The organism is Gordonia sp. SGD-V-85 (assembly GCF_001456905.1).
Lineage (GTDB): Bacteria > Actinomycetota > Actinomycetes > Mycobacteriales > Mycobacteriaceae > Gordonia > Gordonia hongkongensis.
Genome location: NZ_LNQO01000017.1, coordinates 37,247 through 54,454 on the forward strand (window position 1 = coordinate 37,247; position 17,208 = coordinate 54,454).

Here is a 17,208-nt window from a genome sequence, read left to right on the forward strand (position 1 = left end):
GGGACCGTGATCGACCTTTGGGTGAAACCCAGCAACGCCACTACTATCGTTGTCGTTGGAGTCCGACCCGACCGGAGGCCGGCGTGAGCAGACGCCCCTACACACCGCGTAAGCGCGCGATCAGCGCCGCGCAGACGCGGACACGCATCCTCGACGCCGCCCAGGCGCTGTTCGTCCAGCAGGGATATTCGCGGACCACCGTGCAGCAGATCGCGCAGCAGGCCGGGGTGTCCGTCGGCACCGTGCATCAGGCGGGGTCGAAAGCGTCCCTCATGACGGCCGTCCTCGAACGCGCCTTCACCGGTGACGAGAAGTTCGTCTCGCTGCTCGAGCGACCCGAGTTCATCGCGATCATGAACGACACCGACACCGATCGCGCCATCGGGCGTTACGTCGACCACGTCGTCGCCGCGAACAGCCGGATCGCCGATCTATGGCATGCCGCGACGCTGGCGGCCGACACCGACCCGGCCATCGGCGAACAGCTCGAGCGGTCTGAGCTCCGCCGGCTCGACGACGTGCACACCGGCTGCCACTGGTTCGTCCACCGGGGCCTGATCTCCGACACCCGGGTCGACGAATTCGCCGACATCCTGAGCTATCTCACCGGCCCGGCGACCCATCGCTACTTCACCGTCGAACGGAACTGGAGCACCCCGCGATTACGCAGCTGGCTGCTCACCGGCATCAGGGCGGCGATGCGGTAGTCACACGTGCGGGTCACCGGTTGTGGTGAGTGGTGGTCGAAGGACCAGGACGACGACGATCGCGACGAGGAAGACGGCGGTCAAGGCGAACGGAACCGGGATGACCGGGTCGAGCAGGACCAGGAGCGCACCGACCGGTACCACGGTGTTCACCACGCGATCGGCGTTGGCGCGCAGAGCAATCCACCAGATGCCCAAGATGAAGACGGCAATGGGGATCGTGACCGTGAACGACGCCTGGGTTTCCGTCAGCTCGCTGTGGTGGGTCAGGACGTCGATCTCGACCTCGATACCGGCCGAGAAGGCACCAGCGGCGGCGAAGACGAAGTAGTGGACGTATCCGTATCGAAGGGAGTCGGCGAGCGACCCGATGGCCCGGTGGTGCGGCGGCCAGAAGTAGATCCACCACAGCGCGGCGGTCGCGATGAACGTGAGGATCGCGATCGAGATCAGCGGGGCGAGCTCCTGTTCGTTGTGCAGGGCCTCGATGATGGCGTTCGACGACGCCAACAGGCTCTCGCCGAGCAGGATCAGCGTGAACAGTCCGTACCGTTCGGTGATGTGATGCGGATGCCACGGAGTGTTCCCCTGCTTCTCGGCGATCACCGGCACCGCGAGCTCGGCACCGACGAGCACCACGAACCCGATGGTTGCGGCTGCTCCCGACGGTACGAGGAGCCATAGCAGCCACAGGATCTGGACGACGGCGATCCCGGCGGCGTAGAGCCGGGTCGTCCGGCGGCGGTCTCCGGCAGAGCCCGAAGCGCGCAACCACTGGGCGACCATCGCGACGCGCATGACCACGTAGCCGAACACGACCAGGGTGAACTCGTGGTCGACGAAGGCGGGCTCGATCCCGGCGGCCAGCACCAGCACACCCGCCATCTGGACGAAGGTGAGCACCCGGTAGAGCCAGTCGTCGGTGCCGAACGATGTCGCGAACCAGGTGAAGTTCATCCACGCCCACCAGATGGCGAAGAAGATGAAGGCGTACGACACGACCCCGTCGACGATGTGGTTCTCGGTGAGTGCGTGATGGAGCTGGACGGCTGCGATGCTGACCGCGACCACGAAGACCAGATCGAAGAAGAGCTCGAGCGTGCTGGCCGTCCGGCCCGGTTCGGCCGGGTCTCGTAGGCGCACGGTGCTCAGGTGAAAGCGCTCAGACATCGTTGCCCCCGATCGGTCGCTGCGTGTCACGAGATCATGCCATCGGCGCCGAGGGCATGCGCTCAGGAGTGCGGGTTGGGGTGTCCCACCGCCGACGGCGGTCGGCGTGCGGGGCGCACGCCGTGTGACCTCGGCGATCTGCGCAGGTGACGGGCGGGATGGACCCGTCGTGGCACAGTGAACACGTGCTGCTGCCCACCCTGACCCCCACCGCACCGGACGATCCCGCCGTGATCCGTGTCGGCGACGACAAGCTGTCGCGCGAGGACCTCGTCGGGGCCGCGACGGCGGTCGCCGAACGGATCGCCGGTGCCCGAACCGTCGCGGTACTGGCCACGCCGACGGTGGAGACGGTGCTGGCGGTGGTGGGCGCGCTGATCGCCGGGGTGCCGGTCGTCCCCGTTCCGCCCGACTCCGGGCCGCGCGAGTTCGAGCACATCCTCGCGGACTCGGGGGCACAGGCGTGGCTCGGACAGGCCCCCGCCGAACCCACCATTCCTGTCATACCGGTCCGCCGCTACGCGAAATCGTGGCACCGTCACCCGGAACCGCACGCCGATTCGACCGCACTGATCCTCTATACCTCCGGCACGACCGGCCTCCCCAAAGGTGTTCCGATCACCAGGCAGAGCATCGCCGAGGGTCTCGACGCACTCGCCGATGCGTGGCTGTGGACCGCCGACGACACTCTGGCGCATGGCCTTCCGCTGTTCCATGTCCACGGGTTGATCCTGGGGGTCCTGGGTCCCCTGCGACGGGGCGGGCGACTGATCCACACCGTCACCCCGACCGCGGACACCTACGCCGGTGCCGCCGGATCCGGCGCGACCATGTTCTTCGGCGTCCCGACGGTGTGGAACCGCGTCGCCGCCGACCCGGCTGCGGCACAGACGCTGTCGTCGGCGCGAGTCCTGGTGTCGGGCAGCGCCCCGCTTCCCGTGCCGGTCTTCGAGCGGATCCACGAGCTCACCGGCCACGAGATCGTCGAGCGCTACGGCATGACCGAAACACTGATCACCGTCAGCACGCGCGTCGACGGACAGCGCCGGCCCGGATGGGTGGGTCTCCCGCTCGCCCACGTGGAGACAAGGCTGGTGGAAAACGGCGAGCCGCTACCCCACGACGGCGAGAGCGTGGGCGATCTCCACGTCCGCGGCCCGATGATGGCGTCCGGGTATCTGAATCGTCCGGAAGCGACTGCCGAATCCTGGCTTCCGGACGGCTTTTTCGCGACCGGTGACGTCGCGGTCATCGACGGAGACGGGATGCACCGCATCGTCGGCCGACGAGCCACCGACCTCATCAAGTCCGGCGGGTTCCGCATCGGGGCCGGTGAAATCGAGACCGTCCTGCTCGCCCACCCGGCGGTCCGCGAGGTGGCGGTGATCGGCGTCCCCGACGACTACCTGGGCCAACGCATCGTCGCCTACGTCGTCGGCGACCAGGTCGCCGACACCGAGCTCATCGAATTCGTCGCCGGCGAGCTGTCGAATCACAAGCGGCCGCGCGAGATCCGGTTCGTCGAGTCCCTCCCGCGCAATGCCATAGGCAAGGTGCAGAAGAAGCAGTTGGAATGACCGTCGTCTGAAGACCGCCCGGTGGAGCTGACCCGACGACGGTCTGCCGGCTGTCCGTTTTCCACGGGCGGTTTTCACACTGCTGACGTAGTAATCCACAGACGTCTCGGACGCCGGGTTCTGCCCACCGCCACGATAGACACTGTCCCGCATGACCTTCGACGAGCTCACCGAGCGGTTCGGCGGCGTCGTCGCCACCCATCAACTCCTGGCCGCCGGCGAGACCGCCGCATCGATCCGGGAAGCGTGCCGTTCCGGCACGCTCTCGTCGATACGCCACGGGTGGTACCGGACCGAGGCCGCCGATCCAGAAGTGGTCGGGGCAGTCGCCGATCATGGCGTTGTCTCCTGTGCGACCGCGCTACGACGCCACGGACTCTGGATACCTGAACATCCCGAACAAGTGCACTCGCGCGTGACGCGCCACGAGCGACGCCGATCCCACGACAGGTGCCGACGGTACGGCCGGCCGACCCCGGCCAACGGCGCCGTCGACGATGTCGCGACAGCATTGCAGTACGCCGCCCGGTGCTTCGACGTCGAGGGATTCGTCATCCTGTGCGACTCCGCACTCAACACCGGCAAGATCACGCCCGCACGACTCCGCACCGAGTTCGATGACGCGCCGATGTTCATCAAGCGTGCCATCGAGAAGACTCACCAACTCGCCGCGTCCGGAACCGAGACAGCAGCCCGCCTACGTCTCCGGAGCGCCGGGTTGCGAGTCACGGTCCAGCACCACGTATCCGGTGTCGGGTGGGTCGATCTGCTGGTCGGAGAACGGCTCGCGCTCGAGCTGGACAGCGTCGAACACCACACCGGGATCGAGAAGTACGAGGAGGATCGCACTCGAGACCGAAAGCTGATCTCACGCGGTTACTTTCCGTTGCGAGTCACCTATGCGCAGATTTTCGGTGATTGGGCCAACACCTATGCGGACATTGCCGAGATCATCGCTCACGGGTACCACCGCAGCCGGTCGCCTGCCTGGAGAAAGCCCAGCTGATAACCGCCCACCAGAAATGGACACCGAACGCTACGTCCCCGAGCACTTTCCACCGGGCGGTTTTCAGCGAACCCAGGCCGTCAGTTGGCCCACCCCCGCTCGGCCAGCCACTCGGTGATGGTCCCGACCGCTTGACTCAGGCGTGGGATCTGGTCTCGGCCCGAGTAGTAGTGCGTCGCACCGACGATGGTGTGCAGGGTCTTGTCGGGATGACCGACCGCGTCGAAGAGGCGGAGCGTGTGACTGGGCGTGCACGCGTTGTCGGCGGAGTTGCCGATGACCAGTGTCGGGACCGCGAGATCGGCCGCACACCGGGGACCGTCGCCGTTGGCGTCGTCGAAGCTCCACTGCGACAACCAGCTTCGGAGGGTGGTGAACCGGGCGAGCCCGACCGGGCCCATGTTCACGATCCGCGGATCACCCAGATAGCAACCGAGCTTGCGATCGCTGGGGTCGACGGTCAGGTCGAGCCAGCGCGGATCGGCCATCGTTCCGTGCACGATGAAACCGCGCTCCATCAGCGGTTCGCCACGCCCGCGCAGATCGACGAGTCGCTCTTTCACCCAGGCGGTGATCCGCCGGTTGCGGTCGATCTGCGCCGCGCGGTAACGGTCGAGGAACTCCGCCGAGTACGGCGGCTGGTTCGGGTTCGAAGCGTTGTAGAGGTCCAGCTCCGGATCGCGGTTGTCGGGATCCGACTCGTCGAGGATCGACGGGTCCATCCACTCGGTCAGGGTCCCGTGCCGCGAGACGTGCGCCGCAAGCAGCATCATGCCGTCCGCGGCGGGGAGGTCGAGGGCGGTCAGGTCCGGCGGCTCACAGGCGGGGGTCGCGGTGACCGTGGCGTGCTGTGCCTGCTGCTGGTAGTACAGCGACAGGGCGCCGCCGCCGCTCCACCCGGCCAGGATGACCTTCTCGTAACCGAGGCGTTCGCGCGCATCCTTTACGCACGCACCGAGATCCTGCACCACCTTCTCCATGATCAACGCACTGTCGACGCCGCGATACCGGCTGTTGCAGTAGATGACATGGTGGCCGGCGCGGGCGAGGGCATTGGTCATCGGCAAGTAGGCGCCGCCCCCGATCGGGTGCATGAAGACGATGACGTTCTTCGACGGCACGCCACGGGGGCGAAGCAGATAGCTTTCGAGCACCACACTCTCGGTGACCCCGCCGTAGGTGTCCTGGTATGTCGAGAGATCGTCGAAGACGACGAGATAGGGAATGCGGTCGTAGTCGTGACGGGGCACGTCCCCCCGGTCGCTCATACTCGTGACCCGGCGTCGGCCTGTGCGGAGTCCGCGACCCCGGGTTCGAGTAGTGCGGGTGCGGCGATGAGCCGTCGACGAGTGTCGATCGAGATCACCTGCCATTCCACGCGGTCGAACTCGTCGAACTTGCGCCGGGAACGCTCTCGCGCCCGCTCCGGGATGCCGTGATGCATCCCCTGGGGTGCGTGGGAGATCAGGCCCGGCGGCATGCCGACTCCGAACATGCTGCCGCCGTGGAAGAACGCGATCTCGTCGAAGTCGGTGTTCCGGTGGTACCACGGCAGCCGTTCGGCACCTCTGCGCGCCTCGGCGGGGCGCGGCAGGAAGTTCATCACGTACACCCCGGTCGCCTGCATGAACAGATGCACCGTGGGCGGCAGATGCACCGTCTCGGAGGTGATGACGTCGTAGTCCTCGATGTTGAACGTGAACGGGAAATTGTCTCCACGCCAGCCCTCTACGTCGAGCGGGTGGAACGGGTAGAACAGCGATGTCTGCCCCTCTCGCTGCCGGAACCGCACCTCGTACTCGTCTCGGCCGTCACCGTCGAACGCCTCCGCCTCGGGAACGACGACGAGCGAGGAGTCGAAGGGGAAGAACCTGCCCAGCACGCCCGGCTCGGGCACCCGGAACTCGTCGACCGCCTCGATGACGAGCAGCAACGACGCACCGTCGGGCACCTGACGATAGGTGCACCCCTTGGGGAGATATACGTAATCGCCGGGCCGGTAGGGCAATCGACCGAACTCGGTCTCGAAATACCCGGTGCCCTCGTGGACGAAGACGAGTTCGTCGCCGTCGACCGGGCGAAACCAGAACGGAGCGGCCCCTTTCCGACGACTCAAAGAAATCCGGCAGTCCTCGTTATGGAACATCAGCAGCGGCTCGCCCGCGGGGTCGTTCTGGTCGGTGGGCGCGAGGTCGGTGACGATTCGATCGACGCCGGTGTGGGTGCCCACCGCCCGGAACTGCGTCGGGTCATTGCGTCGATACAGATGTGCCGTGCGGCCGGTGAAACCGTAGCGTCCGAGTTCATCGTCTTTCAGATCGGCGACATCTCGGTGCACCTGCCGAGGCGTGCGCCCCTTGCGGTGCTGGACGAACGATTCCATGCCCAACTCCTGTCTCTGCGTTTTTCTGATGCTAGATTCAGGTTCAGAAGATGACAAGGGTCACACTTCCGATCGATCCGAGTGCGGTCTTCGACCGTCCACGTGGTTCGATGAGGAATCGGTCCGCGGAAGGAGCTCACGGTGCCGCCGACGAACAAAGGACGCCAGACCGAGGCCGCGTTTCTCGACGCCGCGCGCCGGACGTTCGCCGAAAAGGGCTACCTGAACACCAAGATCTCGGACATCTCGGCCGCTGCCGGCCGCTCGACGGGTTCGTTCTACAACTACTACGACAGCAAGGACCGGCTGCTCGAAGCCCTGCTGGATCAGTTCTCGGACGAAGTGGTGGAGCAGTCGCTCGCGACCCGGCACTCCGAGCCGGAGGCGAGCGTCCGCGCGGCCGTGACCGCGTATTGGACGACGTACAAGAAGTACCTGCCCGAGATCATCGGCCTGTTCCAGATATCGATGACCGACGACGATTTCCGCAACCGCTGGCTGGCCAACCGGGTATCCGGTGTGAAGCAGGTGCTGTCGGGTCTGCACAGTGCCGAGCGGGCTGGGTACTCCATCGGCCTGCCGCTCGAACCGCTGGCGTCCGCACTGGTCGCAACCCTCGAATCCACCTGTTGGACCTGGCTTGCGGTCCGCGGTGACGCCGCCGGGCCCGTACCCGACGACGACACGGCCATCGAGATCCTCACCGCGATCTGGTACCGGACCGTCTTCGGGTCCGGACTGGCGGACTGACCACAACCCCCTTGCCGTCCCGGACCGAGCCGACGACGATGGGACGCATGCCCATCGAGGTCCGGCCCGCGACGATCTTCGACGACATCGCCACGATGGTCGGTCCGAAGGAGCCGACGTCGAACGTCTGCTGGTGCCTGAGCTACCGCATCCCGAGCAAGCAGAACCAGGAGCTGGTCCGCGAGCAGCGCGGGGAGTTCGTGAAAGAGCTGTGCGACAGCGGCATTCCGCTGGGGGTCCTCACCTACGACGACGCTGGCGAGGTCGTCGGCTGGGCAGCCGTCTCGCCGCGCGCGGACACGACCTTCGCACGCAACCGGAAGATCCCGCACGTGGACGACCTGCCGGTGTGGTCGGTGTGGTGCATCCGTGTCCGCCCCGGTCATCGCAAGCAGGGGATCTCGCACGCACTGCTGGCCGGGGCCGTCGACTATGCGCGGTCGAACGGCGCGCCGGCGATCGAGGGTTACCCCGTCGACAATCAGGGCGCCAAGGTCGATCTGACGATGGCCTACGTCGGGACCCGCGGCCTGTTCGAGAAGGCCGGTTTCACCAAGGCGGCCGACACCTCGTCCGTCCTCGCCGGATTCCCACGCGTGCTCATGCGGTTGTCGCTGGACTGATCGAGACCACGACTCAGATCAGTTCCGCCAGTTCGGCGGTGGGTACGTGGATCCAACCCTCCCGCGCGGCGACCGGCCGGTCGGTGGCATCGGGCAAGATGGTCCGGCCGAGCTCGGCGGCACGCGCGATCAGTGCGGTGATCACGGCGTCGAACGCGTCGTCGTCACGGGCCATGGTCTCGGCATGATCGCCGAGATCCAACCATGGCGCAGCTTCTTCGAATGCCACGACGAGTCCGGCGAGCACCGAAACGTTGGCGGCCCGTTTGTATCCGCGCGAGGTCAGTCCCCATCGTTTGAGTGCCCCAGCGGGGTACGCCTCGACCGCCCACCCGTCGACGCGGTCGTCGACTCCCAGGTCCGCGAGCAGGCCGGCGCATCGGAACGCGACGTGCGCGATCTGGTCTGCCGACACGCTGAGCGGGCGACCGACACCGGCGTCGACGATCCGCAGATCGGTGCGACGTAATGCAAGTGGTCGTCGACGGGCGATGTCGTCGAGTTCTCGCCCCTTCGACAAGTCGTTGCGATGATGCGCGACGACGAAGTCGACGAACTCGTCGGGCCAGCCGAAGGGCGAATCGATCCCGATGCGGGTCGACCCCTCGACGAGGCGCCGGACGGCGGTGTCGTCCGCGCCCACGACGAGATCGGTGAGCACGGCCTTGTCGGCATCCCAATCGACGCATGCGACAGCAGTTTTCGCTGGCGATGCGGACAGGTCGATGCCGACCGTCCGCATCGCCGGGATCACGGTTCCGGGTCGAGTCAGAAGTTGCCCTCGAGGAACTCGGCATACGCGGGCAGATCGAGTTGCCCGTGGCCCGACAGTCCGATCACGACGACCTCGTCCTTGTCGCTGTCGGCGACGTGCGAGGCGCAGGCCGCGATCGCATGCGTCGACTCGGGAGCCGGGACGATGCCCTGGGTCCGGGCGAACTGCACGCCCGCGGAGAACGCGTCGTGCTGGGAGATGGCGACACCCTGCACCAGACCGAGCTCCACCGTGTGGCTCAGCGCCGGCGCCATGCCGTGATAGCGCAGACCACCGGCGTGGATCGGGTCGGGCACGAAATCCATACCGAGCGTGTGCATCTTGAGCAACGGGGTGAGTCCGGCGACGTCACCGTGGTCGTAGCGGTACTCCCCCTGCGTGATCGACGGGCACGCGGCGGGCTCGGCGGCGATGACGCGCGGGTCCGAGCGGCCGTGCAGCTTCTCCCGCAGGAACGGGAACGACAACCCCGCGAGGTTCGAACCGCCTCCGGCACAACCGAACACAACGTCGGCACCACCCGGTTCCACCGCGTTGAGCTGGTCGACGGCCTCCTGCCCGATGACACTCTGGTGCAGCACCACGTGATTGAGCACGCTGCCCAGCGCGTAACGGGTGTCGGGGTTCGCGGCCGCGACCTCGACGGCCTCGCTGACGGCCATGCCCAGGCTGCCCGTGGTGTTCGGATCCTTGGCGAGCATCGCTCGACCCGACTCGGTCAGCTCCGACGGACTGGGGTGGATGGTCCCGCCGTAGGTGCGGATGAGGAACCCCCGGTAGGGCTTCGAGCTGTACGACGCACGGACCTGCCACACTTCGACGTCGATGCCGAACTGCGCACCCGCGAACGCCAGTGCGCTTCCCCACTGACCGGCTCCGGTCTCCGTCGTCAGCTTGGTGACACCGTCGAGGCTGTTGTAGTACGCCTGCGCGACAGCCGAATTCGTCTTGTGGCTGCCGACCGGGCTGACACCCTCGTACTTCACGTAGATCCGCGCCCTGGTGTTGAGCGCCTCCTCGAAACGACGCGCGCGGATCAGCGGCGACGGCCGCCACATCCGGTAGATCTCGCGCACCGGTTCGGGGATCTCGATGTAGGGCTCGGTGGACACCTCTTGCGCGATGAGGCCGCTCGGGAACAACGCGGCGAGATCGTCCGGCCCGACCGGTTCCTTGGTGCCCGGATGCAGGTGCGGCGGGATCGGCGAGTCGAGCTCGGCGGCGAGGTTGTACCAATGGGTCGGGACATCCACTGTGATCAGATCCGGATTCCCGGTCTCGACATGCATCGTCATGGATCACCACTCTAATCCTCGGGCCGGTCCCCGCGTCCCGTGCCGACCGATCCCGCTGTCACGCCCCGGGCAGCCGGTACTCCTGCCGGGGCCGGCCGGTGGCGCCGTACTGCAGCGACATCGTCAACCGTCCGGCCGCCACGAGGTTCGCGAGGTGCCGCCGCGCGGTCGGTGCCGCGATGCCGATCTCCCGCGACACATCGTCGGCGAACAGCGGAGCGCCCTCGGCGAACAACGCCAGGATGCGCTGTTCGGTCGGCGAGCCCCCCTCGGCCCGGTCCGCGGCGCGGGTGCCGAACCGCAGTGCCGACAGCGCTGCGTCGACGGCGTGCTGGTCGACGTTCTCGCCCGCCAGCATCCGCCGGTACTGGGCGTAGCCGGCCAACCGACGCGCGAGGTCGGCGTCGTCGAAGGGTTTGATCAGGTAGGCGAGCGCACCGGCACGCATCGCGCTTCGTACCGCCGAGGCGTCGGTCTCGGCACCGACGATGAAGCAGTCGCAGTCGAGTTCGGCGACCAGTTCGATGCCCGAACCGTCCGGCAGGTAGACGTCGAGGAGTGCGAGATCGATGTCGGGATGTTCGGCGATGGCTTGACGTGCCGCACTGATGCTGCCCGCCCGGGCTCGCACGGTGAAGCCCCGGACGGCGTCGACGATCGCGGAGTGCAGCGCCGCGACCCGGAAGTCGTCGTCGACGATCAGGACGCCGTGGTCCTCGGTCATGGGGTCACTCCCGGTTCGTCGGTCTGGCTGTACGAGTCGTCTTCGGCCTCGTCCGTCGGCGCGAGCACGCCGGGCAGGCGGGCGACGAACACGGCCCCGCCCGGTTCGTCATCATCCGCGGAGCCGCGACCCCCCGCATCGGCGACCCACACGTCGCCGCCGACCCGGCGCGCGATCTGCCGGGCCAGGGCGAGTCCCATACCGCGGCCGCCGGGTACGTGCGCGCCGGATTTGGTCGTGGCGCCCTCGGCGAAGACGTCGTCGGGGTCGTCGAAAGCGATGCCGGGTCCAGAATCCCCGACGGTGACCAGGACCGTGTCGCCGTCGGCGATGACCTCGACCTCGACCTCACCGGGCTGTGCACCGTCCGGTCCGGACGCGGCATCGATCCCGTTGTCGACGAGGTTGCCGACCACGGTGGTGACGACGACGGGTTCGGTGAGTACGCCCTGAATCCAGGTCTGGTCGCCGAGTCGCAGCACCACCCGGCGCTCGCGCGCCTGAGCCGCCTTCGCGTCGAGAAACGCGTGGAGGTGTGGTTCGCGCACATTGTCGAGTCCACCGAGGAGCGCCCCTCCCGGTCCGGTTCCGGTGACCTCGTCCAGGTAGGCGAGCGCTTCGTCGGCGTGCCCGTGCCGGAGTAGGCCGGCGAGTACGTGCATCCGGTTGGCGGTTTCGTGGCGCTGTGCGCGAAGGGCGGTGCTCATCGACCTGATCGAATCCACCTCGCGGCTGAGTGCTTCGACGTCGGTGCGATCGATCACCGACAGGACCATGCCGAGGTCGCGACCGTCGGCCCGCACCCGATGGGAACTCACCAGGACCACCCGTTCGCCGACACCGGCGGCGAGGGGTTCGTCGGTCGGCGTCGCCAGGACCGTCGCCACCCGCGGGGTCAGGCCGAGGTCGCCGGCGGGGGTGCCGACCGGGGCGTCGATGTCGAGCAGCGCACGCGCCCGGTCGTTGACGACGCGCACGATGCCGTCGGCGTCGACGGCGAGCACCCCGTCGGCCATCGAGTGCAGCACGGCCCCCTGTTCCCGGACGAGCTCGGCCAGTTCGTCGGGCTCCAAACCCAGGGTGAGTCGGCGCCAACGACGGGCCAGCAGCACCGAACCCACCGCGCCGATACCCAGTGCCGTAAGCGCGAGGAGCGCGATCGCGACGATGTCGGTGCGGGTCTCGGAGCCCAGGCGTTCGGTGGAGACACCGACGCTCACGAACCCGACGACTGCGCCGTCGGCGTTCAGGACCGGGACCTTCGCGCGGACCGACTCGCCGAGGGTGCCCCGGTCGGTGTTCACCTCGTTCGATCCGGACAGCACCTTCGACGGGTCGGTGGAGACCGTCCTGGCGAGCTCCGTCACCTCGGGGTGTGCCAGACGGATGCCGCGGTCGTTGCCGATGACGACGAACAGGGCTCCGGTCCGGGCTCGTACTGCCGCCGCCTGCCGCTGCAGCGGGCCGTCGACCAGGTCCGCCGCGTCCACCCGGTCACCGGGATGGGCGGCGACCTCGCTGCGGACCTCGGCGTCGGCGGCGACCGACTGCGCGATGGCGAGCGCGCGCTGCGCGTACTCGTCGCGCACCCGGTCGTCGGCTCCGGCGATGACCAGACCGAACCCGACCGCGAGGCTGACCGCTATCACCGCCAGCTGCAGGAGCAGCACCTGCGTCCGCAAACGCATGACGTCAGCCTAATGCTCGCTGTGGGGCAGGCACGCCGACGCGGCGATCCGGGCCCCGCTCCCTGAGGAGGCCCGGAGCTTGCGGAGGGCCGTCACGAAGGGTGTCCGACACCTGCGCTCCTGGATCGCGGTCATCGATGCCGGATCAGAACGGGATGGCCCCGACCAGGACGCCGACGGCGAGCATCACCAGCGAGACGACCGTGGCGCGCCACAGAACCTTCTTGTGGTGGTCGGCCAGGGTGACCCCGGCCAGTGCGACCAGCAGCAGGATCGCCGGGACCAGCGGGCTCTGCATGTGCACGGTCTGGCCGGTGATCGATGCCCGCGCCATCTCGGTGGGGTCGATGCCGTAGCGGGTCGCGGTCTCGGACAGGACCGGCAGCACCCCGTAGTAGAAGGCGTCGTTGCTCATCAGGAAGGTGAGCGGGATCGAGAGCACGCCGATCACGATGGCCATGTGGGGGCCCATCCAGTCGGGGATGCCATCGGCCAGCCAGTGCGCGATGGCGTCGACCATCCCGGTGCCGTTGAACACGCCGGTGAGGACGGCGGCGGCGAGGACCATGGCGACCACCGACACGATGCTCGAGCTGTGCCGGGTGATGGCCTCCTGCTGCTGCTTGATGTGCGGGAAGTTGATGGCCAGGGCGATGCCGGCGAAGATCATGAACAGCACCGGGATGGCGACGATGTCGGCACCGAGGATGGCCAGCAGGGCCACGGTGAGTCCGGCATTCACCCAGAAGAGCTTGGGGCGCAGGGTTTCCCGATTGGGGTCGAGGACGCCCGAGAAGGATGCGTCGCGGTCGTCGTCATCGGCGCCCGCCACGGGGCGGCTGAGATCGTGATCGCCGGTGGGAGCGTCGTCGTAGGCGCCCGGGCCCGTTCCCCTCGAACCCGAACTGCTTGCCCGACGACCCTTCGGCGGCAGGCCGGTTCCGCCACCGGCGCCGACCAGCACCTCTTCCTTCGGAGCGAGGATCGAATCCCGGATCTCCAGCTTGCCGATTCGCCGGCGTTCGAGCACACCGAGGTGATAGGCGAAGAGCAGCACGACGACCAGCGCCGCCACCAGCGCGGGGACCATCGGGACGAAGACGTCGTTGGTGTCGATGTTCAGCGCACTTGCGGCGCGGGCGGTGGGACCGCCCCACGGCAGGATGTTCATCGTGCCGTTGGTGAGTCCGGCGACGACCGTGAGGACGACCGGGCTGACGCCGAGCTTCAGGTACAGCGGCAGCAGTGCGGCCGTCGTGATGATGAAGGTCGTGGAACCATCGCCGTCGAGCGACACGACGCCGGCGAGCACCGCGGTTCCGACCACCAGGCGTGCCGGGTCGTCGTGCACCGCGCGGACGACCGCCCGGACCACCGGATCGAAGAGTCCGACGTCGATCATGATGCCGAAGAAGATGATCGCGAAGAACAGCATCGCCGCGGTGGGTGCGAGGTCTTTGATGCCGTCGGTGATCATGTCGCTGATGCCGAGGCCGGCACCGGCGAAGAGGCCGAAGGCGACGGGCACGAGGATCAGCGCCACCACGGGCGTGGCCCGCTTGGTGATGATCAGCACCATGAAGGTGGCGACCATCCCGAGGCCGAGGGCTACCAACATTGTCTTACTCGATTCTGCAGCGGATGTGAGGGCGACCACATCGGGTGGTCACATCAGAAGTGTTGGGGTCACCGGCATCACAGTCACGCTTGAGCGCATAAGTAGCGTTTCGCGCTTTTCGCGCTAGTCGGGCAGCATCGGTGCGTCGTCGCCGTGGTTGCGTCCGATGAGCACCGCGCGGGTGACCGAGTCGCGGCCGAACCGGTCCCGCAGCAGATCCATCGTCGCGTCGAGTTCTGCTCCAGTTGCTGTCGGCCCGCTCGCTCGGCTCCCGGCGCCGGCGTGATCGGTGTCGAACGGCAGGGTCAGCTGGATGCTGTCGTGGTCGTCGAGGTTCGTCAGCGACAACCCGACCAGGGTGCATCCCCGTTCGCGGATGATCGGCATCGCGTCGGCGAGGAGGCCGCGCGCCGACGCCATGATGAGGTCGGTGCGGTCGGTGGACTCCAGCAGGGTGCGGGACCGGGTGGCGCGGGTGAAGTCGTCGAAGCGCAACCGCAGAACGATTGTCCGACAGACCCGTTCGGCCGTTCGGAGTCGTTTGCCCAATCGTTCGACGATCGCGGTGATGGTCGCCTCGAGGTCGGCCTCGGACTTCGGGCGTCGGCCGAGCGCGCGTTGTGAACCGATCGAGCTGCGTCGTTTGCCGGTCTCCACCCGACGCGGGTCCTGGGCGAGTGACAGCGCGAAGAGGTGCCGGCCGGCACCCGACCCGACGATGCCGCGCAACGACCGCTCCCCGAGGGCGGCCAGCTGGCCGACGGTCTCGACTCCTGCGTCGTGCAGCTTGGCCTCGGTGACCGGACCGACCCCCCAGAGTCGACGGACCGGGAGCGGATGCAGGAAGTCGAGTTCGGTTCCCGGCTCGACGATGAGCAGGCCGTCCGGCTTGCCGACGGCGCTGGCGACCTTGGCGAGGAACTTGCTGCGTGCTCCGCCGACCGTGATGGGGAGACCGACCTGCTCGCGGACGCGGCGTCGGATCGTCGATGCGACGTCGTGCGGCGTACCGCTGATCCGGCCGAGCCCCCCGACGTCGAGGAAGGCCTCGTCGACCGAGATCCCCTCGACCACCGGAGTGGTGTCGTGGAAGATGTCGAAGACCTCCCGACTCGCCTCCATGTAGGCCTCGAACCGCGGCCGGACGACGATCGCGTCGGGACAGAGTGCCCGCGCCTCGTGGCCCGGCATCGGCGATCGCACCCCGCGGGCCTTGGCCTCATAGCTCGCCGCGAGGACGACGCCGCCGCCGACGAGAACCGGACGGCCGCGAAGCGAAGGGTCGTCCCGCTGCTCGACCGAGGCATAGAACGAGTCGAGATCGGCATGCAGGATCGACGGATCCCGCCGTTCCCGCCGCTCGATGCGCATAGAACACATGTTCGCATGAGGGTCGGACATGCACCAGCGCGTCCGAGGCAGCCGACGCGAGCTATGGGCCCATCGGCTTGGTGGGGTCGTCGATGCCCGCCAGGCGGCGCACCGCGACCAGACCGTCGTCGCTGCCGGGCCAGTGGCGCCGGAGCGCATCTTGGCCGGCACGGCGGACGACCGAGCGCAGCGCCAACACCACGATGATCGCGTCGTCGGCGTAACCGAGGACAGGGATGAAGTCGGGAATCAGGTCGATGGGAAGCACCAAGTAGACCAAAAGCAGCACGAACCGGACGCGGACACCGCGGGGGAGTTCTCGGTCAGCGGCCAGCCGTCGCAGCAGTACGACGGTGTCGGGCAGTAGACGAAGGAGGTCTTTGGCCCGCAAACCGGGTGGGCGAGCGACGAGGAGAACGATCACCAGGATCACCCACAGCAACAGCACCCCACCTGCGACGGAGATCCCGACGGCGACGAGGCGTTCCATCAGGACGGCTCCGTTCTATAGGCGAAGGGTGAGACGTCCGCCACTTTATCGGGAACCGTTGTCAACACGTCTACGCTGAATCCATGCCAGGACCGAGCATCGCCGAGATCTTCAATTCGACCAGTCCCGATTTCGACCTGGTGACTCCCCTCGTCTGGGGTCCGGCGGGCGAGACCCTCGTTGCTCGGGCACGGGTTTCGCTGGGCGATGAGGTTCTCGACATCTGTTCCGGCACCGGTGCCAGCGCGCTCGCCGCCGCGCGGGTCGTCGGACCCGACGGGCACGTCACGGCAGTCGACTTCGCCGCCGATCTGGTGGAGCGTGGCCGAACCAGCGCCTATGCGGCCGGTCTGCGCAACATCGACTTCCGGGTCGACGACGTGACCGCGCTACCCGGCCGAGGGCACGGCGAATACGACGTGATCACATGCGGTTTCGGCGTGTTCTTCCTGCCGGACATGGACGACTCGGTGCGCAATCTGCTGCCCCTGCTGCGCCCGGGGGGCCGTCTCGCCGTCGCGGTGTGGCACGACGACGCACTCTACGACTTCACCGGCGCCTACTTCGCCGAGGTCGCCCGCGTGACGAACACGCCGCCGCCCCCCGGCCCGCGCGCCCCGTCCGACGGATCGCCTCACCCCATCACGCGGATCGACACCGAGGAGAAGATCGTCAGGTGGCTCGAATCGCTTGGCGCAGAAGAGGTGTCCGCTTCGGTTCTCGACCTGCGCGTACCACGGACCGACGAGTTCTCCTGGTCGATGGTCCTCGGCAGCGGGTTGCGCGGCGCACTCGCCGACCTGGACGCCGACGCCGTCGAGGACGTGCGAGTCGGGTTCCTACAGCGGCTGGCGAACGAGGGGATCACCGAAGTCGACTGCGACACACTGATTGCCGTGGGCGAACGACCGGCCGACTGACCTCGCGGCGCTTCCACCGCCGGGCGTCGACGGCTTCGCGCGATTCGGCTGCAGACGCCCAATCCGTGGTGTGACCGCGGGTACAGTCGCATTCGCGCTACGCGATCCCGC

At 67.7% G+C, this 17,208-nt stretch carries 16 protein-coding genes; 6 read left to right on the forward strand and 10 right to left on the reverse strand.

Annotation, left to right across the window (positions count from 1 at the left end; all coding sequences use genetic code 11):
* Positions 1–83 precede the first annotated feature (83 nt).
* The gene (locus AS181_RS17965) at positions 84–707 is read left to right on the forward strand and encodes a TetR/AcrR family transcriptional regulator (protein ID WP_058252904.1); all 624 of its coding nucleotides are present in this window, start codon (positions 84–86) and stop codon (positions 705–707) included.
* On the opposite strand, the gene AS181_RS17970 is transcribed toward AS181_RS17965, so the two are convergent.
* Positions 708–1,877 carry a low temperature requirement protein A gene (locus AS181_RS17970; RefSeq protein WP_058252905.1) on the reverse strand — a complete coding sequence of 390 codons (1,170 nt, stop codon included), beginning with the start codon at positions 1,875–1,877 and terminating at the stop codon, positions 708–710.
* Between the two features lie 185 nt (positions 1,878–2,062).
* On the opposite strand from AS181_RS17970, the gene AS181_RS17975 reads away from it, so the two are divergent.
* Together AS181_RS17975 and AS181_RS17980 are read left to right on the forward strand one after the other, a co-directional pair.
* On the forward strand, positions 2,063–3,454 hold the full coding sequence (locus AS181_RS17975) for an acyl-CoA synthetase (protein WP_058252966.1): 1,392 nt from the start codon (positions 2,063–2,065) through the stop codon (positions 3,452–3,454).
* A gap of 151 nt (positions 3,455–3,605) precedes the next feature.
* A complete protein-coding gene (locus tag AS181_RS17980; protein ID WP_058252906.1) occupies positions 3,606–4,460 on the forward strand; it encodes a hypothetical protein in 855 nt (284 codons plus the stop codon).
* A gap of 80 nt (positions 4,461–4,540) precedes the next feature.
* On the opposite strand, the gene AS181_RS17985 is transcribed toward AS181_RS17980, so the two are convergent.
* Both AS181_RS17985 and AS181_RS17990 read right to left on the reverse strand, forming a co-directional pair.
* On the reverse strand, positions 4,541–5,728 hold the full coding sequence (locus AS181_RS17985) for an alpha/beta fold hydrolase (protein ID WP_058252907.1): 1,188 nt from the start codon (positions 5,726–5,728) through the stop codon (positions 4,541–4,543).
* On the reverse strand, positions 5,725–6,843 hold the full coding sequence (locus AS181_RS17990) for a homogentisate 1,2-dioxygenase (protein ID WP_058252908.1): 1,119 nt from the start codon (positions 6,841–6,843) through the stop codon (positions 5,725–5,727). The genes AS181_RS17985 and AS181_RS17990 overlap by 4 nt, the downstream gene beginning before the upstream one ends.
* Positions 6,844–6,984: 141 nt before the next feature.
* On the opposite strand from AS181_RS17990, the gene AS181_RS17995 reads away from it, so the two are divergent.
* Positions 6,985–7,593: a TetR/AcrR family transcriptional regulator gene (locus tag AS181_RS17995; protein WP_058252909.1), complete on the forward strand. Its 609-nt coding sequence runs from the start codon at positions 6,985–6,987 to the stop codon at positions 7,591–7,593.
* Between the two features lie 47 nt (positions 7,594–7,640).
* Entirely contained in the window at positions 7,641–8,216 is a 576-nt protein-coding gene (locus tag AS181_RS18000; RefSeq protein ID WP_058252910.1) for a GNAT family N-acetyltransferase, read from the forward strand.
* A gap of 13 nt (positions 8,217–8,229) precedes the next feature.
* On the opposite strand, the gene AS181_RS18005 is transcribed toward AS181_RS18000, so the two are convergent.
* The 7 genes from AS181_RS18005 to AS181_RS18035 form a co-directional block, all read right to left on the reverse strand.
* The gene (locus AS181_RS18005) at positions 8,230–8,958 is read right to left on the reverse strand and encodes a DUF429 domain-containing protein (protein ID WP_058252967.1); all 729 of its coding nucleotides are present in this window, start codon (positions 8,956–8,958) and stop codon (positions 8,230–8,232) included.
* A 26-nt stretch (positions 8,959–8,984) separates the two neighbouring features.
* On the reverse strand, positions 8,985–10,286 hold the full coding sequence (locus tag AS181_RS18010; protein ID WP_058252911.1) for a TrpB-like pyridoxal phosphate-dependent enzyme: 1,302 nt from the start codon (positions 10,284–10,286) through the stop codon (positions 8,985–8,987).
* A 58-nt stretch (positions 10,287–10,344) separates the two neighbouring features.
* Positions 10,345–11,010, reverse strand: coding sequence for a response regulator (locus tag AS181_RS18015; protein ID WP_058252912.1), 666 nt, complete (start codon positions 11,008–11,010; stop codon positions 10,345–10,347).
* Positions 11,007–12,698 carry a sensor histidine kinase gene (locus tag AS181_RS18020; RefSeq protein WP_058252913.1) on the reverse strand — a complete coding sequence of 564 codons (1,692 nt, stop codon included), beginning with the start codon at positions 12,696–12,698 and terminating at the stop codon, positions 11,007–11,009. The genes AS181_RS18015 and AS181_RS18020 overlap by 4 nt, the downstream gene beginning before the upstream one ends.
* Before the next feature lie 145 nt (positions 12,699–12,843).
* Entirely contained in the window at positions 12,844–14,316 is a 1,473-nt protein-coding gene (locus AS181_RS18025; protein ID WP_058252914.1) for a CitMHS family transporter, read from the reverse strand.
* A gap of 123 nt (positions 14,317–14,439) precedes the next feature.
* Positions 14,440–15,687, reverse strand: a complete 1,248-nt coding sequence (dinB, locus tag AS181_RS18030) for a DNA polymerase IV (RefSeq protein ID WP_058252915.1) — start codon at positions 15,685–15,687, stop codon at positions 14,440–14,442.
* A 61-nt stretch (positions 15,688–15,748) separates the two neighbouring features.
* The gene (locus AS181_RS18035) at positions 15,749–16,177 is read right to left on the reverse strand and encodes a YkvA family protein (RefSeq protein WP_058252916.1); all 429 of its coding nucleotides are present in this window, start codon (positions 16,175–16,177) and stop codon (positions 15,749–15,751) included.
* An 83-nt stretch (positions 16,178–16,260) separates the two neighbouring features.
* Between AS181_RS18035 and AS181_RS18040 the strand changes: the two genes are divergently transcribed.
* Positions 16,261–17,097: a class I SAM-dependent methyltransferase gene (locus AS181_RS18040; RefSeq protein WP_058252917.1), complete on the forward strand. Its 837-nt coding sequence runs from the start codon at positions 16,261–16,263 to the stop codon at positions 17,095–17,097.
* The last annotated feature ends 111 nt before the right edge of the window (positions 17,098–17,208 follow it).